At 42.0% G+C, this 20,763-nt stretch carries 25 protein-coding genes and 3 pseudogenes; 23 read left to right on the top strand and 5 right to left on the bottom strand.

What is annotated here, in order from left to right:
- Positions 1-8 precede the first annotated feature (8 nt).
- The gene (locus G9U52_RS22805; protein WP_166152950.1) at positions 9-1,004 is read left to right on the top strand and encodes an SDR family NAD(P)-dependent oxidoreductase; all 996 of its coding nucleotides are present in this window, start codon (positions 9-11) and stop codon (positions 1,002-1,004) included.
- A gap of 51 nt (positions 1,005-1,055) precedes the next feature.
- On the opposite strand, the gene G9U52_RS22800 is transcribed toward G9U52_RS22805, so the two are convergent.
- The 3 genes and pseudogenes from G9U52_RS22800 to G9U52_RS22790 all read right to left on the bottom strand — a co-directional run.
- Positions 1,056-1,307, bottom strand: a complete 252-nt coding sequence (locus G9U52_RS22800; RefSeq protein WP_166152949.1) for a hypothetical protein — start codon at positions 1,305-1,307, stop codon at positions 1,056-1,058.
- Positions 1,308-1,400: 93 nt separating this feature from the next.
- On the bottom strand, positions 1,401-1,616 hold the full coding sequence (locus tag G9U52_RS41760) for a Ger(x)C family spore germination C-terminal domain-containing protein (RefSeq protein WP_375790277.1): 216 nt from the start codon (positions 1,614-1,616) through the stop codon (positions 1,401-1,403).
- Between the two features lie 24 nt (positions 1,617-1,640).
- Positions 1,641-1,871, bottom strand: a pseudogene (locus G9U52_RS22790) (ISL3 family transposase); the annotation flags it as partial.
- 51 nt (positions 1,872-1,922) lie between these two features.
- On the opposite strand from G9U52_RS22790, the gene G9U52_RS41755 reads away from it, so the two are divergent.
- From G9U52_RS41755 to map (G9U52_RS22690), 22 genes and pseudogenes are all read left to right on the top strand, one after another.
- On the top strand, positions 1,923-2,243 hold the full coding sequence (locus tag G9U52_RS41755; protein WP_375790276.1) for a copper amine oxidase N-terminal domain-containing protein: 321 nt from the start codon (positions 1,923-1,925) through the stop codon (positions 2,241-2,243).
- Positions 2,244-2,526: 283 nt separating this feature from the next.
- A complete protein-coding gene (locus G9U52_RS22780; RefSeq protein ID WP_166152947.1) occupies positions 2,527-2,961 on the top strand; it encodes a GNAT family N-acetyltransferase in 435 nt (144 codons plus the stop codon).
- 246 nt (positions 2,962-3,207) lie between these two features.
- Complete coding sequence (locus G9U52_RS22775; RefSeq protein ID WP_166152946.1) at positions 3,208-3,576, top strand: DUF4180 domain-containing protein; 369 nt, start codon at positions 3,208-3,210, stop codon at positions 3,574-3,576.
- A 94-nt stretch (positions 3,577-3,670) separates the two neighbouring features.
- Complete coding sequence (locus G9U52_RS22770; RefSeq protein WP_166153165.1) at positions 3,671-3,844, top strand: luciferase domain-containing protein; 174 nt, start codon at positions 3,671-3,673, stop codon at positions 3,842-3,844.
- A 134-nt stretch (positions 3,845-3,978) separates the two neighbouring features.
- The gene (locus G9U52_RS22765) at positions 3,979-4,137 is read left to right on the top strand and encodes a helix-turn-helix domain-containing protein (RefSeq protein WP_243767503.1); all 159 of its coding nucleotides are present in this window, start codon (positions 3,979-3,981) and stop codon (positions 4,135-4,137) included.
- Positions 4,138-4,532: 395 nt separating this feature from the next.
- Entirely contained in the window at positions 4,533-6,116 is a 1,584-nt protein-coding gene (locus G9U52_RS22760; protein ID WP_166152945.1) for a glycoside hydrolase family 43 protein, read from the top strand.
- 32 nt (positions 6,117-6,148) lie between these two features.
- Positions 6,149-6,422, top strand: a pseudogene (locus G9U52_RS40165) (hypothetical protein); the annotation flags it as partial.
- Positions 6,423-6,603: 181 nt separating this feature from the next.
- Entirely contained in the window at positions 6,604-7,086 is a 483-nt protein-coding gene (locus G9U52_RS22750) for a DUF2975 domain-containing protein (RefSeq protein WP_166152944.1), read from the top strand.
- Between the two features lie 10 nt (positions 7,087-7,096).
- Positions 7,097-7,315 (top strand): helix-turn-helix domain-containing protein, encoded by a 219-nt coding sequence (locus G9U52_RS22745; protein WP_004434885.1) that lies wholly within the window; start codon positions 7,097-7,099, stop codon positions 7,313-7,315.
- A gap of 543 nt (positions 7,316-7,858) precedes the next feature.
- Positions 7,859-8,155 carry a hypothetical protein gene (locus tag G9U52_RS39320; RefSeq protein ID WP_207953150.1) on the top strand — a complete coding sequence of 99 codons (297 nt, stop codon included), beginning with the start codon at positions 7,859-7,861 and terminating at the stop codon, positions 8,153-8,155.
- A 209-nt stretch (positions 8,156-8,364) separates the two neighbouring features.
- Complete coding sequence (locus tag G9U52_RS22740) at positions 8,365-9,087, top strand: TetR/AcrR family transcriptional regulator (RefSeq protein WP_166152943.1); 723 nt, start codon at positions 8,365-8,367, stop codon at positions 9,085-9,087.
- Positions 9,088-9,114: 27 nt separating this feature from the next.
- Positions 9,115-9,861: a type I methionyl aminopeptidase gene (map, locus tag G9U52_RS22735; protein WP_166152942.1), complete on the top strand. Its 747-nt coding sequence runs from the start codon at positions 9,115-9,117 to the stop codon at positions 9,859-9,861.
- A 263-nt stretch (positions 9,862-10,124) separates the two neighbouring features.
- Positions 10,125-10,661 carry a cyclase family protein gene (locus G9U52_RS22730; protein ID WP_166152941.1) on the top strand — a complete coding sequence of 179 codons (537 nt, stop codon included), beginning with the start codon at positions 10,125-10,127 and terminating at the stop codon, positions 10,659-10,661.
- A 386-nt stretch (positions 10,662-11,047) separates the two neighbouring features.
- Complete coding sequence (locus G9U52_RS22725) at positions 11,048-11,308, top strand: hypothetical protein (RefSeq protein ID WP_166152940.1); 261 nt, start codon at positions 11,048-11,050, stop codon at positions 11,306-11,308.
- 117 nt (positions 11,309-11,425) lie between these two features.
- Positions 11,426-11,762, top strand: a pseudogene (locus G9U52_RS41750) (family 43 glycosylhydrolase); the annotation flags it as partial.
- Between the two features lie 450 nt (positions 11,763-12,212).
- Positions 12,213-13,172 carry an ABC transporter permease gene (locus G9U52_RS22715; RefSeq protein ID WP_166153164.1) on the top strand — a complete coding sequence of 320 codons (960 nt, stop codon included), beginning with the start codon at positions 12,213-12,215 and terminating at the stop codon, positions 13,170-13,172.
- A 13-nt stretch (positions 13,173-13,185) separates the two neighbouring features.
- Positions 13,186-14,046, top strand: a complete 861-nt coding sequence (locus G9U52_RS22710; protein WP_166152939.1) for a carbohydrate ABC transporter permease — start codon at positions 13,186-13,188, stop codon at positions 14,044-14,046.
- Positions 14,047-14,129: 83 nt separating this feature from the next.
- Entirely contained in the window at positions 14,130-15,734 is a 1,605-nt protein-coding gene (locus G9U52_RS22705) for an extracellular solute-binding protein (RefSeq protein WP_166152938.1), read from the top strand.
- Positions 15,735-15,997: 263 nt separating this feature from the next.
- Positions 15,998-16,120: a hypothetical protein gene (locus tag G9U52_RS40960; RefSeq protein WP_279538708.1), complete on the top strand. Its 123-nt coding sequence runs from the start codon at positions 15,998-16,000 to the stop codon at positions 16,118-16,120.
- 53 nt (positions 16,121-16,173) lie between these two features.
- Positions 16,174-16,698: a hypothetical protein gene (locus G9U52_RS22700; protein WP_166152937.1), complete on the top strand. Its 525-nt coding sequence runs from the start codon at positions 16,174-16,176 to the stop codon at positions 16,696-16,698.
- A 172-nt stretch (positions 16,699-16,870) separates the two neighbouring features.
- Positions 16,871-17,527, top strand: coding sequence for a glycerol-3-phosphate 1-O-acyltransferase PlsY (plsY, locus tag G9U52_RS22695; protein WP_166152936.1), 657 nt, complete (start codon positions 16,871-16,873; stop codon positions 17,525-17,527).
- Between the two features lie 206 nt (positions 17,528-17,733).
- The gene (gene map, locus G9U52_RS22690; protein ID WP_166152935.1) at positions 17,734-18,474 is read left to right on the top strand and encodes a type I methionyl aminopeptidase; all 741 of its coding nucleotides are present in this window, start codon (positions 17,734-17,736) and stop codon (positions 18,472-18,474) included.
- Between the two features lie 313 nt (positions 18,475-18,787).
- On the opposite strand, the gene G9U52_RS22685 is transcribed toward map (G9U52_RS22690), so the two are convergent.
- The gene (locus G9U52_RS22685) at positions 18,788-19,741 is read right to left on the bottom strand and encodes a stalk domain-containing protein (RefSeq protein WP_375790275.1); all 954 of its coding nucleotides are present in this window, start codon (positions 19,739-19,741) and stop codon (positions 18,788-18,790) included.
- Between the two features lie 599 nt (positions 19,742-20,340).
- Positions 20,341-20,514: a hypothetical protein gene (locus G9U52_RS39310; RefSeq protein WP_207953148.1), complete on the bottom strand. Its 174-nt coding sequence runs from the start codon at positions 20,512-20,514 to the stop codon at positions 20,341-20,343.
- Positions 20,515-20,763 lie beyond the last annotated feature (249 nt).

Genomic DNA, 20,763 nt, shown 5'->3' with positions numbered 1-20,763 from the left:
TAATACTAATGACTAATGAAAACCATTCATCTATACAAATGCCCATTCATTCCGGGTTCGGTCCTAGAACTACAGCTATGGAAGCATTGGGGGGACAAGATCTAACTGGAAAGGTTGTAATTATCACCGGTGGTTATTCTGGTCTAGGTTTAGAAGCTACTAAAGTGCTTGCAAAAGCAGGAGCAACGGTTATCGTGCCAGCTCGTTCACTGGAAAAAGCTCAAGCGACTGTTGGAGTAGTTCCTGGTGTGGAAGTGGAGGCTTTGGATCTTATGAGCCCTGAGTCCATTGATGCTTTCGCAGAGCGATTCCTTGATTCTAATCGTCCCCTACACATCCTTATTAATGCTGCCGGCATTATGGCAGTCCCCCTACTACGTGATTCTCACGGAAATGAGTCTCAGTTCTCAACTAATCACCTAGGACATTTCCGGCTAACTGCACGGCTGTGGCCATCTTTAAAGAAAGCAGATGGTGCGAGAATTGTCTCCGTTTCTTCACGGGCGGCTAAGCTAAGTGGTATAGATCTGGAAGATCCGAATTTTGAACAACAAGAATATGACAAGTGGATCGCCTATGCAAGATCAAAGATAGCCAACGCATTATTTGCCGTCGAGATGGATAAGAAGGGCAAAGGTTATGGAGTTCGTACCTTCTCCGTACATCCAGGTACGATTGTAACTGATTTGGCGCGGAACCTGTCTGACGAAGAGATGCGCGCTATGGGAGCCTTGAATGAAAAAGGGGAACGTGCTTTACCTGAGCTCAACGACGAGTTTAAGACAATTGAAGAGGGAGCAGCCACTATAGTCTGGTGTGCCGGTAACCGTCAATTAGATGGTATGGGCGGTGTTTACTGTGAGAATTCTGATATTGCAGAGCTAGTCCCGGATGATACCAATCCATTTGAAGCAGGTTTGTACCAACGGGCTGTTGATCCCGATTTAGCCGCTAAACTTTGGGATCTAAGCGAGAATTTAATCGGTTTCAAATTCAATCTATAAACATTTCAGATATAAAAGCGAATTTCAGACTGATTGGATGGCTACATTGCTTCAAACGGAACGGTTCTTCTCGACCTGACCATGACCATAAAAGCTACCACAATGAGCAGCTCGGAGTCTAAGATGAGCTGCTCGCCCCAATTTATATTTATTTGAAAAAAACGGAAGTGGTCCATGTTGTCTGCGAAGGTAGGGGTCAATTGCACTTCTCTTATCAAAGACAGTAAACTGATTGAACGAGGTGGTCAATACTAAGTTGACAAGCAGCATGGATATTTGCAAATGTGTTAATTTCTCGCGCATCCTTAACCTCCTTCTCGACGCAGGTCTGTCCTTATTCCTTCTCCCCTGTACTGTCCATAATTAGTCCCGTTTGCTCAATGACAAAATTCACTTCTATATTCGTCTTAAATTATTATATACACGTGCATAATTACCGAACCCAAAAGTATCAATCTGGTTTTTCAGGTTCTTTTTCAAAATGTCTTCGATATTTCCTGTGATTTGGTTTTCTATTTGATGTTCCAATTTATGCATATTTCTTGCATCCTTCGATTTCAAAAATTTTCCCCCTTCTCGCAGGGCACCTTTGGCTTTTATTTTTATGGGTATTCGGATTTTATAGTGGAAAAGGGCTTATAATTCGCCCTTCTCCATCTTCCCAATCAAGGTGGAAATGTCGATACCAAGAAGCTGTTCGCTACGTTCACGAATCACACCGACAGGAGGCTTTTTATCGAACATCGGAAAGTAATAATCCCGAAGCTCGTAGTCATCCAGACGCTTTTGATACTTAGGCTTACGTTCCTTGGCAAGCCCTTCTGTAAAGAGTATTTTGGCTCGTAGAGCTTCAAAGGAGTAGCCTCTCCTATCTTGGATGAAGGGACAACGTTGGTTCAATTCCGACCACTATTTGAGATGTTGGGCTTTGGGGTTCGATGGGATCAAGATAGTAGGACTGTTTTTGCTGAAAAAGCAGGGGTCCAAATCACCCTTCAAGTTGACAACACGGAAGCTATATTAAATGGTGACTCGACAACTTTGTCAGTTGCTCCAAGAAATATCGAGGGTAGCGTATTTGTGCCTATTCGGTTTGTAGGAGAAGCATCCAGTTTTGAAGTGTCCTGGGACAGTGCAACAAAGACGATATTCCTTATGCCACCTAGACCTGTTGTTAGCGTGGATGGAAAATCAAAAATCACTATAAGTGGTAAGTGGGGTCACATAACAAAAGTATAAATGTCGTAAGAAGAATTCTTTATTTCAATAAATAAGTCTAAGCCTCTGTATTACTAAACTAGCAGTGATGTCAGCCTTTTTGTTACGCTAACGGTGAACAAGAATTCAATAATGAGGCTGCCGACGGATGATCTTAGGGTAGCCTTTACTCAGCTAACGGGCAGGATTCAATAAGAAAGAATGTATAGACTAATGTATTATTATTCATTATAATGAAAAATAATACAGTTTCTTATACATACCAATCGATGATAGTCAATTGATGAAAGGATGGTACACTCATTTGGAAGAGGACTACAAAGGTTTTATTATTAGTGATGACAAGAGTTTATTAAACATTGAAATTGTTTGCGATTTTTTACTTAATAGTTATTGGGCAAAGAATAGGTCTGTAGAGCAAATTATTAAATCTATCGAAAATTCAGATTGTTATGGTGTATATGATGGAAAAACACAAATTGGATTTGCCCGTTTAATAACTGACAAAGCAACAATGTATTACTTATGTGACGTATACATTGATGAAAATTACAGAAGCAATGGGTTAGGCAAAAAATTCGTTGATACCATAGTGAATTTGGAGAAATACCAAGGTTTAACTGGGTTATTAGGTACAAAAGATGCTCATAAACTTTATGAAAAATATGGTTTTGTTAGAAATTCAGAAACTTATATGGTAAAAAGAGCTCAACAAAGGCTTACTTCAAACCTGCTGTAATTCTTGTCGTTCACTTATAAATACTTGACTCACTACAGTATGATTTGCATATACATGGTTTATGCAGAATTCAAATTTGCAAGTTGTTACGCAAACGGATTACGACAGCAAAGGAGCTTGATATGCTGCAGTTCCTCTTTTCTATTGGACAGGTTAGTTTAATAGTGATACGCTGAACCGAAAATGTGAATAGAGTGTTAGAATTGTTAGATTAAAGGCAACTTATCAACGAAAGGTGGAATAAAAATGAATATATGTATCGACCAAAAGGGTAATTCTAGGGTCGCAATTGTAGATAGCTCTGACATCATAATACGCGATGTTCAAGATGCATTGGATTTAATGGCTTCTATTAATTACAACAATGAATGCTATAAAATAATGATCAACAAATCGAACGTAACGAAGGATTTCTTCGAGCTAAAAACCAGACTTGCAGGTGAAGTACTGCAGAAATATGCGAACTACAATGTTAAGCTCGCTATTGTTGGAGATTTCGATGAGTATAACAGCAAGAGTTTGAAAGATTTTATTTATGAGTGTAACAACGGCAAGCAGGTATTCTTTTTAAAAGATAAACAGGATGCACTTCACGCTCTTCACAGTATCAATTAATTACCCTTATTAAGGGTGAACCGTTTATGAATGAGGGCTATATTGCGAAGTCTAATTTTAGCAGTAATTTTCGGAGTTATCATGTTCTTAATCGATTCAACCTCACCGATACGGCGGATTTGAATTTTTATTCGAAGGGAAGGAAATCGGACATCTGCATGGGGACCACCTTGTCGACCTGCTCTTGCCGAAATCCAAACGTGATGAATGGGTCACTTCCAGAAGAGCCGAACAACGCTTGCCTCCAAGAAATCAAATAACCTGGTAAGCAATTTCACCTTAAAGATGAAGGCTCAGCTGTTCTCAACTAATTTCACTTGATTGTATGGGTTTTAAAGATTATTATGGATTAGGAGTAATACTATGCCTATTATTCAAGCGCTGGATAGAGCATGAAACATTTTGGATTTATTAGACGAGCAAGCGAGAGAGCAGGAAATTACAGAAATCAGCGCGAGAATGAAGCTTTACAAGAGTCCGGTACACTCCTTGTTGAAAACGCTTCAGTTACACGTTACGTCCATCATGACATGGAAACAGAATAGTATAATTGAGGACTAAGCTTCTGGAAAAGGAACAGCTTATGCTGCAAAGCTTAGGCATTCGTACAGTTGCCCGAAAGCTCTTGACCGTTTTGTCGGCATGATGGGAACAAATGTGTGTACTTGGATAAAGTGGAGGAAAGGCGGTGATCCATTATTCCCGAATAGGACGCAGAATTGCACTTCAAAGTCGCACGGTAGCAACAATTATGCATGTCGAGTCCAAGCCAATTTTTTTATGTCGAAATTTGATAACTGTGTTTTATAATATAAAACACATATAGAGAGGTGAGCAATTTATGAAACTTATCCGTTTTGCAAATAAGGGTGGACAAATTTTCCAATTGCTGAAAAGCGATTTTTTAGCCTTGCTCCAAGAAGCAGACCATAAGATAGTTAGGAGGGAATTGTAAGATGACTATTACGAACCCGATTTTACCCGGATTTAATCCAGATCCTTCTATTCTCAGGGTGGATGAGGATTACTATATTGCCACTTCCACTTTTGAATGGTTTCCGGGTGTTCAAATCCATCATTCAAGAGATCTTGTTCATTGGGGGCTGCTTCCTCATCCGCTAACCAGAAAGTCTCAATTAAATATGGAAGGCGATCTGGATTCCTGTGGAGTCTGGGCGCCGTGTTTAAGCTACCATAACGGTGTTTATTATTTGATCTACACGGATGTAAAAAGCAGAATAGGCGCATTCAAGGATACCCATAATTATTTGGTAACTGCTGCGGATATTAGGGGACCTTGGTCAGAACCGATTTATTTGAACAGCAGCGGCTTTGACCCTTCCTTGTTCCATGATGACGACGGACGGAAGTGGCTTGTAAATATGATTTGGGATCACCGTAAAGACCATAACCGTTTTGCGGGAATCGTTCTGCAAGAATACTCGGCGGAAGAGCGGATGCTGATCGGGCCGGTCAAAAATATTTTTAAAGGAACAGAGTTAAAGCTTACGGAAGGTCCGCATTTGTATAAATGGCATGATTATTATTATTTACTGACCGCTGAAGGGGGAACCCAGTATAATCATGCGGTGACCATGTCACGCTCTAAAACCATTGAGGGGCCTTATGAGGTCGATCCTCAAAACCCGATTCTTACTTCAGCAGGAAGACCGGATTTGGTCTTGCAAAAGGCAGGACATGGAAGTATCGTTCAAACGCACACCGACGAATGGTACATGGTTCACTTGGTTGGGCGTCCCGTTCATGATAAATATTGTAACCTGGGCAGAGAGACGGCCATCCAGCGCATGTCTTGGACTGATGACTTATGGCTTAGGGTCGACGGAGGCGGCAATGCCCCTTCCGTACTCGTCGCAGCTCCGAGGATTCCCCTGCATCCGTTAGAACCCCCTGCAGAAAAAGATGACTTCGATCAGCCTGTACTTGGGGTGGATTGGAGCACGCTGCGAATTCCAGCTGATGAATCCTGGATTTCGCTTACGGAACGTCCGGGATATTTGAGGTTGAAGGGTATGGAATCGATGAGCTCGGTGCATAGACAAAGCATGGTTGCGCGCCGCCAGCAGTCATTTTACTGTGAAGCCGAAACAAGCCTTGAATTTGAGCCTGGGCATTTCCAGCAAATGGCCGGTCTGATTTTGTATTACGATACGATGGATTATATTTATTTGCGCATCACTCACCATGAAGATACCGGTAAAAGCTTGGGAATTGTCCGCAGTAGAAAGGGGCAATACGATGAGCTATTAGAACAGGATGTTTGTATCAATGGGGTTCAGCGTTGTGCTTTGAAAGCAGTGATTGATCGTGAACACGTCCAATTTTGGTTTTCCCCGGACGGTGAGGACTGGAGAAGGATAGGCGAGGCACTAAGTATTATTCATCTTTCGGATGACTTTGCTGATTATATCCGATTTACAGGTACATTTATCGGGATTTGTGCGCAGGATTTGAGCGGTAGTAGAAAGCATGCTGATTTCGATTATTTTGTTTATAAAGAGGCGAAGGCTCAAGTCTAGAGTAGGTTAAGTGCGAAGCAGCAAGTATTGACGAAGCATATCGTGTCTTGCGTTCCGGTGGGCGTCTTGCCATTTCGGATATTGTCACGACTGCTGAACTTCCAATAGAAATTAAGAACGATATGGACGTACTTTATTCCGGGTGTATCTCTGGTGCATCGTTGTTGAGGCAAGATGCCTGGAGCGAATATAGAGCAGTACATCGTGTCAGCGGTTATAGCAGGAATTAAGTTAAATGTTGGATCTCAGCTTCTTAATAGACTAAATAATAATGTTTATACAACGAATAATAAACTAATAGACTGACTGCGTCGCTCAACTAACGGGCAGTTTTGTTGAATAAGTTGTAAATTAACAATTTAAAGTAAGAGCATTTCTTTGTAATAAGAAATGCTTTTTATTTTATCAAAAACGATATTTATTTATTGTAAAACGATAAATTATGTTGTGAAGTAAAAACTGACATTAAATAAGTGAGGTGTAGTTTATGAAACGAGGAAAAACACTCTTTTTGAAGATAGCTGTTATTCTTATTGGAATCCCAATTCTCGCATTGTGCATATTTTTAGTGCCTAAGATTGGGAATTTTGCTGGAGAATTGTATCCAGAAACGGCTTATATGAAATCTCTCGTTTTAATCGATATGTACGCAGCAGCGATTCCTTTTTACTTTGCTCTGTATCAAGCTTTTAAACTTTTAAGCTATATTGATAAGAACCAAGCGTTCTCGGAATTATCGGTAAAAGCTTTAAAGAATATAAAATACTGTGCCATCACAATCAGTACCTTGTACCTGTTAGGTATGCCACTCTACTATCTCATGGGGAAGAGAGTTGACCCTCCAAGTTTCATACCAATGGGATTGGTCTTTATTTTCGCCTCTATGGTGATCGCCGTTTTTGCTGCTGTTCTCCAAAGACTTTTACAAGAAGCTATTAATATAAAATCAGAAAATGATTTAACGGTCTGAGGTGGAGCATATGGCAATTATTATTAATATTGATGTGATGTTAGCAAAACGAAAAATGAGCGTAACGGAGCTTTCGGAGAGGGTTGGAATTACTATGGCGAATCTTTCCATTCTGAAAAATGGGAAAGCAAAAGCGGTTCGTTTTTCAACATTAGAAGCGATATGTAAGACTTTGGATTGTCAGCCAGGTGATATTTTGGAGTACAAAAGCGACGAAGACACTCAATAAAAACAGACAACAAATTTATCCAAATGCCAATGTGGGGTGGCAATGCGCCAGAAGGCCACCTACATATAAAACACCTGCGTTTATGTTTCAAACAGACGATATTTATGCTTCATATCAATTTATGAAAAATAATGAAGTTGAACTTGTAACTGAGATACAGAGAGATCCAGATGGTAATCTCCTGATGGTAAGTAATTAATGCTTTTAAAATGTCTGGTTATTTCTATAGCCATGCATAATGGTGTTGATCAACTGAGAAAATGGAGAACGCAGCTACAAACGACAACACTGGAGTTTCACAAGTAATAGAACGAATTGAAAAGTAAATTTATTGGGTTACGGACCAAAATCTTAATTGATGAAAAATAAAGGAAAGGAAGAAATTACATGAATAATACTGCTTTATTTCAAGGAATCGACGGAGTTTTCATTCCAGTAAAAGATTTGGAAATATCATTAAATTGGTACAATTAGTCTTTACGAAGCATTCGTGCTTAATAGCGAAGAAATTAAATTCAGAAGAGTGGGTTATACAAGACCAGCATGGAACGAATGAGGCAGACCGCCACTGCGGTCTATTTTGCCTTTGAAGTAACGGGCAGGTTAATGGAATTAATACAGAAATACCCTGAAATAACAAGCCCGGGGATTAACGGGAATTCCGGCTCAAAACCGAAATCGGTGCTTGACCAGAGGAGTCGATGCGAGTACGTAAAAGCGTGCGAAAAATCTAATGGTTGTGAGCCACGCTATTTGGGTAAAAATGGGGGTTTACAAAATGTAACGGTTGCCAGCGGGCCTATTTCCCGTTTTTTCGAAGGCAGAGGAGACAACCGTTAGAAAAGAAACCTCCGTTTTTTGGACCGACTAATCGCTATGACAACTGTTAGCGTAGCAATGTACCAAACAGGTCGCTCGTTCGAGGCGTTGGTTAAGCACCGATTTCTAGGTTGAGCCGGAAATTCTCCAGCTAATCTCTTGTTATTCGCAAGCCGATGTTTTATATTGACATAGTAGTAGGTCGAAAATAAAAGAGGTGAACGGACGAGATGACTCCACGCACGAAGGAACAAAACGAAGATATCCGGCTGCGGCGTCTAGCGCAAATCCGTAAAGCCGCTGCCGATGTGTTTTTGAATAAAGGGCCTTTACTGGAAATCCGCGATGTGGCCGCGCAGGCGGGACTCGGCTATGGCACGGTATACCATTATTACAGCAATAAGGGCGATTTGCTCCACGATCTGCTATGGGACGCTTTGGTGCGGGCCGGGGGATGGTTGGAGGCCCCGCGCGCTTCGGCTTCGAGGGAGGCTCCGGCGGGCGGGCAATTCAGCTTGGCTGCTGCGGCGGACACTGGGAACTCGGCTGCCGCGGATTCCCGAAGCGGAAGCGACAAAACAGCCGCTGCCGCAGAGCTTGGCCCCGTCGCCGCCGCCGGCGTCCGGCTGCTGCAGCTTTGGGCGGAGGACCACGGCCTGTACCTGCTGCATAAGCTGGCCGGTGAGGGCTTTACCTCGCTGCCTGAAGCGCGGTCGACCCCGCTCTCGGCCGCCTTTCGCCGGGAGGTGCTCACGCCGCTAGCCGTGCTGCTGGAAACCAGGCGTGCCGCGGACGGGGCTGCTGCTTCCGGTGGAAACGCGGCGGAGCCGCATTATCTGCTACAGCGCGCGGAAATGCTGCTGGCCGCCTTGGTCGGCTGCGCCTCGATTTCGCTTCGCCGCGGAAAGCTGCACGAGGAGGCCAGGGATATCGCCCTGTTTTTAAAATTATAGAATTGATAAGGAGCGAATAAACAAAAGATGATCATTTTAAAATCACCTAGGGAAATCGAAGAGATGAAACCGGCGAGCCAAATCGTTGCGGACTGCTACCGCGAGGTGGCCAATCTGATCAAGCCTGGGATCACTACCCGGGAAATCAATGACTTTGTTGCCAGACACATCACCAAGCTGGGCGGCAAGCAGTTTACGAAAGGGTACAACGGTTTCCCCGCCGAAACCTGCATCTCGGTCAACGATGTGGTGGCCCATGGCATTCCTTCGAACCGGGCGCTTATGGACGGCGACTTGCTGAAGCTCGACATTGTCGTGGAATACGGCGGATGGTTTGGTGATTCGTGCTGGTGCTATGCAGTGGGCAATATCCGACCGGAGGCGCAAAAATTAATGAAGGTGGCAAAGGAATGCTTGGATCTGGGGATCGCCCGGGCGCTCCCCGGGGGCCGGCTCGGCGACATAACGTCGGCGATTCAACAGCATGCGGAAGCGAACAGGTTTTCGGTCGTACGCGATCTGCTGGCGCACGGGATCGGGCGGAGCCTGCACGAGGAGCCGAACTACGAGCATATCGGCGTAGCCGGCAAAGGCATTCGGTTAAAGGAAGGCATGGTGTTTACGATTGAACCGATGGTCAACGAAGGTACGTTCCGTATCACAACCGACGACGATCAGTGGACGGCGAGAACGGCCGACGGCAAGTTGTCGGCGCAATATGAGCATACGATCGCAGTCACGCTGGACGGACCGCTGATTTTAACTGCCCAGTAAGAATAGAGGCGTACGGAAGGGAATGCGTCATTTTAGGAAATGAGTTTCCAAGCCTGCCTGCTTGCCCTGACGAAAGTTCGTAATCCGACATTTTAAGATGTAAGACGTGTAAGTCAATATTCGCCCGAGCAGATGAAAAATGAGTGTTTTTTGAAGAGTGGAAATGGTAATTTTTAATTGCTCATTGAGCAAACGGAGAACGATAGTTCAAGTCAAACTGAAGTGAAATTTGGATAATAGCTTGCAGGAATAGGGGAGTCTGAATGAGAGTAATCGATTTGTCGTTGCCGATTGCGGACGGCATGCACGTTTATCCTGGCGATCCGGTGGTAAAAGTCAAGGTAGCGCACACATACGAGTGTCACAGCTGGGAGCTGCGGCAGCTTTCTTTGGGTAGTCATACCGGAACCCACGTGGACGCGCCTTCACACATGCATCCCGGTGCCGCGACATTGGATGAGCTGCCATTGGAGCGCTTTTTCGGAGCATCGCGTGTAGTACGGATCGAAGACCCGAATTGGCCGGAAGGCCGTGGGCTGTTTTTCTCCGAATCCGTCGGGCTAGAGTGCTTTGTCAGACTCGCTGAGCTGCGACCACCGTTCATTGGTGGAGAACTGTCTGAAGAACTAGAGCGGGCGTTGTTGGGAATCGGAATTGTGACGTATACGGGGTTGCAGGGTTTGGAGCGTCTTCCCCGCGGAACCGACTTTATTTTTTACGGATTTCCTCTGCGCATCGTCTGTGGCGACGGATCCCCGGTTCGGGCTGTTGCGGTGGTGGCGGCTGAAAATGAACAATAAAATGTCCTAGCGGAGAATGATAAAGTGGAGCTCCCCCAAGGACAGTTCCACTTTGATGTTTCATTGAAGTAACGGGCAGTTATAATGAGAAATCGAAATTATGATAACATGTTGTAAGATTGCTTTGGAGTGATTTTAATTGAAACGTCCACACTATCGCATGTGATACGGGATTCATGTCCCAACCAGCCTAACCATGGTTGAACAAGTAGGGGGATGAACGGAATAGCTCTCGCTACCGTTATCTTACGACCTTACAAAAAAGAGGTCGACCAGAAAGATCTGGTAACCTCATAATACGATTTGGCAGGATAACACAACAAACAAATGACATGTGGAAAATACAGGGATTTTAATAATAAGTGTAGCAAGTTCGAGGGGATCTGATGAAAGCACTAATCAATCAAGCCAACGTACATGAAATTCATATCGTTTACGATGTAATGAGAAAAGCATTTGAGGAGTATCGTGGGATGTTAACTCCTCCTTCTCGGGCACTTTCGGAAACAATTGATGATATTGTGAAGAAAGTCTCTAACAAAGGGGGGGAGCAATTTCGGTTTTCTATACCGATTAATGCTGTATTTTACCAGAAAATAATTTTGTATACTAGTATACAAGAAGGGTTTACATCGATTAAAAACTAGGCTACAATCAAATCATGAAAGCGTTAACAACATCGTAGACATTGCTACTATTTAGTTTATTCATTGAATTAACCAAGAGAAAACGAGAGGGGGCTTAATTCCGATCCGAACTTTTGCATGGTGAAGACGATTATTACTTAGCCGTTTCGACTTTCGAATGGTTTCCCGGGGTGCAAATTCACCGTTCCAGGGATTTGGTTAACTGGCATCTTGTGGACCGGCCTTTAAATCGTGTTTCCAAATTGCCGGCATCGTGCTGCAGGAATACTCTCATGAAGAACAATGTTTAATTGGTAAACCAAAGTGATTTTTCAGGGAACGGACATCAGAATAACGGAGTCCCTTCCTTACGTCATGGTACGACCCGAGAAATCCGCTGCAAAAGTGCAGGCATGCTTCGATTGTGCAATCGCTTACAGGCAAATGGTATTTGGCTCATCTTACAGACAGACCGTAGGTGGAATCGACAGATATGGAGGAAGTCAAGTGGTCTCCCGATTTTTCAGAAATCGACCATTTTGATCAAGCGGAGTTAAATCATCATTTTCAATTGTTGCGGATCCCGTTGACTGGCGACATCATGTCCTTGGCGAAAAATGCTCGTGTGTCAAGGGGTAAATACTGGGATCGGGAGGTGCATCTGCAGGAGTTCCGAACCATTAGGGCACTCAGTTTGCAGAGAAATATAACGTTCCGCTTTGGTAGGGGGATTTGGTTCCGTTTACAACGACCCCGCCAGCGAAGTGCCGAATCGCTTGCACGCAATGGACGATCAAATTGGTATCTTCGAACAGTATGGGGGCCCATTGGACCACATGGACCTACAAAGACGTCGGTTGAACATAACTTTATTTACGAAGTATAGCGAAGAGCCGTAAAATGGAGGTTGTAGTTTATGAACGCAATGAATAGTAGTGTTGCTCTGGATAAAAAGAATAGCGTTGGAAAGCCGCTGAAAAAAAAGAAAGGATTCCTTTACTATATAAAGTTTGATTTTATACTTTACCTTATGTTGATTATCCCTGTTGCATATTTATTGACATTTAAATATGCTCCCATGTATGGCATACAGATTGCTTTTAAGGAGTACAACATTTTTCAGGGCGTCAACATGAGTCCTTGGAATAATTTTGAAACATTCAGGCAAATTTTTGCATCACCACAATTTTTTCAGGTTGTTAGAAACACTTTGATGCTTAACGGTTTGGATTTGATTGTGGGATTTCCAGCGCCGATCATTTTGGCTATTTTAATAAATGAACTGGTATGGAATAAGTATAAAAAGATAAGCCAGACCATACTGTATCTGCCACATTTCCTTTCCTGGGTTATTATCGGTGGAATTGTTGCTCAGTTGCTTTCTCCCACAGGTATGTTAAATTCATTAATTAGCGATATGGGTGGACAACCGTTACCGTTCCTCACGAACAAATATGTATGGGTTGCAACTTATTCTTTAGTTGGAGTATGGCAGAACGCAGGATGGGGTACAATTTTGTATCTTGCTGCTATGACGGGAATTGACAAGCAGTTGTATGAAGCTGCTGACGCAGATGGTGCAGGAAGATTCAGGAAGATTTGGCATGTCACGCTGCCTGGTATCAGACCGACCATTGCAATCCTTCTGATACTGCAGCTCGGTAATATTATGGCTATTAACTTCGACCGTCCATTCACCATTCAAAATAACCTTGTTATGGACTTTGGTGACGTTATCAGCACCTATGTTTATCGTGTAGGTATTCAATCTGCGAACTTTTCAGTTGGTGCAGCTGTGGGCCTGTTCCAGTCTGTTATTTGCTTAATATTCCTGGTAACATCCAATTTTATTACTCGCAAATTAGGAGAAAATGGAATATGGTAAGGAGGTACCGACAATGTCACAAAATTTAAAAAATGGAATTATTGACTATACAGCAGCATTTATTGTTTTAATTGCGGTTTTTGTATGCCTGGTTCCTTTTCTCTATATTTTTTCGCAATCACTTAGCTCTAATAAGGCGATTATATCCCATGCAGTTACCATCTACCCTATAGACTTTAATATAGAAGCCTATAAAGTTGTATTCGGTGATGCCGGTATGTTGTACTCATTGTTTTATACGGTGATCCTGACGGTTGTATTTGTGCTCCTTGCATTGACGGTTACAATATTGGCGGCGTACCCGCTGACTAAAAAAAGACTCAAGGGCAGAAATGCTTTATTGCTAATGATGCTTTTTACCATGTATTTTAGCGGTGGTTTGATTCCGGATTATCTGAATGTAAAGAATCTGGGTCTTTTGAACACTCCATTTGCACTGATTCTTCCGGGTATGATGAGCGTATACTATATGATCATTTTGAAATCGTTCTTCCAGAGCTTGCCTGAAAGCCTGGAGGAAGCTGCACACCTGGACGGATGCAACGAACTGCAGATTCTGCTTAAGATTGTGCTGCCTCTTTCCAAGCCAGCACTTGCCACAGTCAGTTTACTATATGCGGTATTCAGGTGGAATTATTTTCAGGATGCTCTTTTCTACATTACAGACCAAAATTTGAATACGATACAGCTTAAGCTGTATAACGTTATCAATATTTCGCAGCAAATGTCTGGCGAGAATGTCAATGTAAATCTGCCTTCAGAGGCATTGAAAGCGGCAAGTATTATGTTTGGTACAGTTCCGATTCTTCTAGTGTATCCATGGCTCCAGAAATACTTTGTATCCGGCATTATGATTGGTGCCGTTAAAGGTTGATATAGGTAAGTGAAATAGATGTTTTAATCTATTTCACGAATTTATATAAATAAATTTGCTAAATATCAAATTAAAAAAAGGGAGTGGTTTCTTTGAAGGTAAAGGCACAACGATCTATCTGTGTTTCTTTGGTAGCGCTAACAATTACGTTGGCCGGCTGTCAGAGCAATTCGTCCAGCGGCACACAAAATGGTACAGCAGGCACTACAAAAGAACATCGAACATTAACTGTCGAAGTTTTCGACAGAGGCAAACCAGGCCAGCCGGATTTGAATAATAACTTTTGGACAAAGTATATCAACGATAATTTCGGCAAGCAGTTTAATGCCACAGTAAACTTTGTTTCAGTCCCTAGAGCCCAGGAAGTGGACAAGTTGAACATATTGATGGCAGCCGGCCAGGCACCTGACATTTCCTACACATACAACCAGGGTGTTGTTTATAATTATGTACAGCAGGGTGGTTTGGCAGAGCTTGATTCAGTTCTCAAGCAGGATGGATCTACTCTTACAAAGTATCTTGGCGATGATGTATTAAAGTACGGCAAATTTAATGGCAAGCAGTATTCGGTACCGGGCAAGCGGACTGTTCTCGCTGGTAATAATACGTTTATCCGTAAAGACTGGCTTGATAAGCTGGGGCTTCCTGTCCCAACAACACCGGAACAGTTCTATAACACCATGGTTGCGTTCAAAGAGAAGAACCCTGGAAGTGTAAGCGGTGTTATTCCTTATGGTTATTCGCTGTCGCCATCCGGTCCAGGGCTCAGCTATATACCGGAGGCCTTTAAGCCATCTAACCTTACTGAAGAACAGTTTGCTACACTTCAGCCGCAACCTATCTGGTCAACAAACTGGAATTTGCCTGGGTTTGATAAAGCTGTTCAATATATGAACAAGATGTATAATACAGGCTTGATTAGCCCGAATTTCGCAACTGACAAGGATGGAAAACTGCTCGACGCGGATATTTCCAATGGTAAAGTCGGTGCATTCCAGACGAACTGGGATGGTCCGTACAGGACAGCTCCCGGCACCTATACCAACCTTACAAAAAACGTTCCTGGCGCTCAGCTTATTCCTATCGATCCATGGCAGAATGATGCAGGGAAACATCCGAAGAACGTGTACAGCCCGAATGGGATGTATATCATTATTCCTAAATCAAGCAAAAATGTTGATCTTGCCATACAGTACCTCAACTGGATGGCTGACCCCAAGGTAACTCTCTTCCTCCAGAACGGTCAGGAAGGCGTGGACTACAACATGGTTAATGGTGTTCCAAAACAGACAGGAACAACAAATACCGGCGATAAGATGATGACGGTTGCGAACAACCTCGACTATGATATACTTTCAAACGGTATCGAGCTTGGTGATCAGCAGAAGAATAATGCAGCAATTTCTGCAGGATATCCTGGTTATGAAAAGGATGCAGAGAATGCTTTAAAGGTAGGTATGGTGGACTATTATACGACATACTTCTATTCAATACCAAATGCAGCCGATGCAAAAAGCAACGCAGAGCTTAGGAATCTTTCAGCTCAGTTGCTTGCAAAACTAATTGTTGCTAAGCCAGCCGAAGTGGATAGCCTGTACAAAACATTGGTTCAACAGTACATGGATCAGGGTGGCAAGGCAGTTCAAGACGAGTATGTAAAAAATTACAAGGCTCAGAATGGTAAATAATAAGGGATCGCTATACTTCGTGGATAAAGTTATGTTTGAGAGGGATAGTAGAGCGATTTGACATGGAGCCTCTGCGGGCATGATTACTCGCGAAAGCTGCCGAATGTAAGGGAATTTGCGTTGCTAACGAACTTATCATGCCCGCTACTCCATGTAAAATCGCTGTCTCTTATACCCACTGCGAGTAGCGAGGACTTAGGTTAATGGATTTTTGGTTAAATGATAATTAGGTGTTTGGTGAATAGCTTAGGGAGGTGCCGACAATGGCAACCTCCCTAAATTATACCTTCAGAAGGGTTAACGTCAACGGTTTTGAAATGATTGAATACGAGAAAGATTTCTATAAAATCGATTATCATAGAGTCACTTTTGTCAAAGCACTTTAAACGATACTGCTGAACTAACGGTTACGATAGCGGAATATCAGAAGGTTTGCCCAATGGCGGTAATTCGCTCCGCTAACGGGCAGTATGGACCTTTTCGAAATTTATCTGATCTAGAACCAGAAGAAGCAGAAAAGGTTCTGAACGAAATTCGTTTTCAGAAGAAAGGATTTGCAAGCAAAAGGTCCAAGGACTATCTTACAATTCGACGAAGTCTTGAATTAAAAGCAAGAGAGTTATTCATATTAAAGGGAGGAAAGCCTAAACTAAGTTTTCCTCATTACATGACTGTTGGAGAATGCCCCTGGCTCTTAGAATGGTTTGAGAATGGTAAAGAACTTCAAATACCGATCACAGATTTCGACCCTGACACAATAAGTTTTACATACGGGGATTTGTTTCCAACGATGAGATATCAGGATGGGAAGATATATCGAAGCCAGGTTTATACGTTAAACGAGATTTATCAGGTCATAAATGATTTCGGATTACCGCAAGAATGGAACCGTGAGGGTAATAATGGACCAGATAGGTACATAGAAGTACAAGTTTGGGATGATAACCATTATCCACATGGTTGATGAACTAACGAGGGTTACGATAGTGAAATAGCGGTTGCTTCGGCAGCCGTCTTTTGTTTGCTCCGCTAATGAGGCAGTAATATTCACTAGTAATACAGGGAATTTAACAAATATCAAGAATTATATACAAGTAATCATTTTCCATAATTTCTAAAAGGAGTGAGTACATGTAATGATTGATATTTTAAAGCTTTTTGCGGCCTTAGCTTTGGGCTACTTTTTAGGCAGCCTTAATACAGCGGTGATTGTAGGGAAAATATACGGCAAGGATATAAGAAGCCATGGAAGCAAAAGCGCCGGGCTTACCAATACTCTGAGGATACTTGGGAAATCTGCTGCGGTGTTTGTTCTTGCGGGAGATATATTAAAAGGGATAATTGCCTGTTATATAGGCTTGTTGCTTGGCGTTTACTTTTATTCGGGAGAGGCTAAAGATTGCGTAAGCCTTTTAGCGGCAGGCGCAGGAGCGGTTATAGGGCATAACTGGCCGGTATATTTTGGGTTTAAAGGAGGCAAGGGAGCACTTACAGCAGTGGCTGTGCTGTTTATGGTTGACTGGGTTATGGCCCTTTTATGCCTTGGCTTTTTTGTGATAATAGTAGCTTTAACCCGTTATGTTTCTTTAGGCACAATATGTGCTACAATTATTCCTGTTTTTGGAAATACCTTATATTTTTATTTATTTGCATGCCTAATGGCGTTTATGGTTACTTTCAGGCATATGGAAAATATACAAAGGTTGCTTTCAGGAACAGAAAATAAGCTTATTTTTTTCGCGGAGTTGAGCATGTCGTCAAAATATAAAAATTTGGAATTAGTTAACAAGTAAGTGTCAAATACTACCCACCTTCTGTTGCATCTACCTGTGAGATAATCTTCTCATATCTGATAGTTCAATGCCAGAAGGGCCGCCGCGTGGTAGCCCTTCGCTCAGCTAAAGAGGCAGTTTAGTTGAAGAAAAAGCCGTTCCGTTTATGCTATAATCTAAATGGAATACTAATAATCAAAAGATACTTTAAAAAGTGAGGATATACGATGATTGCAAAAACAGAAGAAGATTTTTATGGTTTGAAGGAAATCGGAAAAATTGTTGCCTCCATTAGAGATGAATTGGTACAAAGAACAATTCCTGGCATAACGACCAAAGAACTTGATGATTTAGCAGGAGGGTTTTTAGAGAAAGCAGGTGCAGTTTCAGCCCCAAAAGGTGAATATGATTTTCCTGGCTATACTTGCATTAGTGTTAATGAAGAAGTGGCACATGGTATTCCGGGTCATCGGGTTATTCATGAAGGGGATTTAGTAAATATAGATGTTTCTGGTTCCAAAAACGGGTATTTCGCAGATACAGGAATCTCGTTTGTAGTAGGCGAAGGAGAAGAAGTATTAACGAAAATATGTGACGTTGCTAAAAAGGCATTTGAAGCAGGGCTTAAGAAAGCAAAACCTGGTTCAAAAAAAAGTGGAATCGGAAAAGTAGTATTCCAAACAGCGAGAGAGAATGGATTAACTGTTATCAAAAATCTTACAGGACATGGTATTGGACGTACAATACACGAAGCACCTGACAACATTTATAATTATAATGATACATGGGATGATGAATTATTAAAGGAGGGGATGGTTATCGCATTCGAACCATTTATCTCGACCTTTGAAGAAGAAGTATTCCAAAAAGAAGACGGCTGGACCTATGTTACAGAAAAAAGCTTTGTAGCTCAATACGAACATACGATTATTCTTACGAAGGATGGACCGATTATTCTTACATTGTAAGAGCACAAATAATTAAGACAACTTTTACACAATTATGTGTGCAAAAGTTGTTTTTGTATTTTGTATAATAATGCCCTTGGAACAAGAATTTAGGAACATTTGTGTCGTGTATAGCGACACTAGAATGGGATCATTAAATTCCTATATGCTTCAAGGGTTTTTCGACTTTGTGGGAGTAGTTTAGTGTCACGTTTCAATGACATTAAACTACTCCCATTCTCCGTTATTGGCACCAAAACAATACATAAGTAATCGAAATATATACAAAAAAACGCCCTCTGAAGGACGTTCTCTTGAGCCGAACCAAATGATATTAATTTTGAATGCTTGTAACTTTTCCTGTTTCATCAAAATAGAGATAGCTATTATTAAAATTACTTCCTTTATATATCCATTGTTCCGTATAACTATATTTACTTGAATACTTATTCGTATCATCCGGTCGGCCCCACGCAGCAATAGCCATTTCTTCATTCATACCGACCCTAACTAATCCTTTACGTATTAAAGCTTTTATATCCTGCGACCAGTTTGTAGTGTCAAATGGATCACTAGTGTAAAAAGTTTTCGCTAAAGTATCCAATGAAGTAAATGTGACCGTGTATTGCTTCTCATCATTAACTAGAGTAACTGTGGCGCCACTGTAACTAACAATCGTTTGTTGATTATATTTTTCTTGCATCAAAACATCACCTACATAATTGCTTCTATTCCATAATACAGGATTCTTCATCCATAAATTTTCTGAGACCACGTCTAAATTCAATTTTTTCGCTGCTGTATCAATTTTGGCTTTTTCTTTGCTTGCAGTTGTCCATGCTACATCTTTACTAAAATCACCTGCCGTGATATCTATTCTTCCATCATCACTATATGCGATTTGCATATCAAGATAGTCACTGAGAAATGCAAGTGGCACATATAATACATCGTCTTGCGAAATGATTGGATATTCTAATCTTGTTTGATGCTCCTCCATTCCTCGACCAAAGTAGGTCATCATGTTACTATCAGGCGAAACCAATAATATTCGATAGGGATGATTTATTTTAAGTACTTCATTATTATATTCGGCTGACATGTTTAATTGTCCAATAACGTCCCAAAAGGGTACATGAATAGCATTGTCTTTTGAGATTTGCGCATATTCAGTTTCCAATTGCTTATCGTTAATGTAAACGGTATACTCAGATTCTTCTGCTGAAGCAATTAACGGAATGAGAACTGATAAGCATAAAACAACGAAAAACATAATTTTAAGACGCATTTTCAAATAAATCATCTCCTAATTTGGGTAATAATACCCAAATTATTCTACCATTAATAGGAATATTAGTATAGGTTTATTTATTGAACAATTATAGACTATGAAAAATGGAGTGGATAACGGTGGTTGTTGCATAAAATGTTATAATAAAATTACATAGGACTTATTGGAAATTATATGGTAATAGTGTGTCGGGAGCACCGCCATAAAAGGTTAATTAATGGGTTCTCAAAATGTATAAAAGCCACAGTTTGAAGTAGCTTCGCCAGCCCATCATGGGTATGTGCGAATTGAAACGTCCCTCTGTACCTCGCTCTAAAAAGGCTTGTCCATGGCTCTCTCCTTTAGAAATATCTAACCCGAAACAGGATGCATCCCATCTCTCCTCGATATAAAATTGCCGGTAGCGTCAAAGGGTACAACTTGTCGCTCTATAGCATCGCTTGTTATACGGGATCTACGTCCCAACCAGTCATGACAAGTAGAGGTGAACATGATGGCGCTCTGGATCTGCGTCCCAAGGGCAGCTACGATCGACCCGGCTACCTTAATCCTGAAAGCAAATGCAAAAAGGATCAACCAGAAAAAACTGGTTGACCTTATAATACGAACGGGCAGTTTAGTCGAATAAGGGGTCCCGCCAACATTTTACCGTCGCCGCCGCTAATGAGCCGTTTGAGCTCCGCCTTGTTGGGCATCATTTCGAGGACGATCGTGACATCTGGGTGCGTTTGGCGAAACTGCTGCTTGACGGCCTGCTGAATGACAGCCATCCGGTGATCGTCGTGTGTAGCGATTCGAAGCTTTATTGGAAAATCCCTCCTTGTAGTGGTGATGCATGCTCATTATAACGGGGCTGCCCTGACATATCGTGTCCGGGTAGAGGGCTTATGGAAGAAAAATTCGGCTGCAGACGTTTCTATTTTGTTACTTACATTTGCTATACATGGATTATTATGGCATGAAGCCATTACAAATGTACAATGTACATAATTGGCTTGTCCCCAGCCACAAGGTGACTA

This window comes from Paenibacillus agricola (assembly GCF_011440305.1).
In the GTDB taxonomy this organism is placed as follows: domain Bacteria; phylum Bacillota; class Bacilli; order Paenibacillales; family NBRC-103111; genus Paenibacillus_S; species Paenibacillus_S agricola.
Note: the sequence above shows the minus strand (reverse complement) of the source record. Positions and strands in the feature narration are given on the sequence as shown.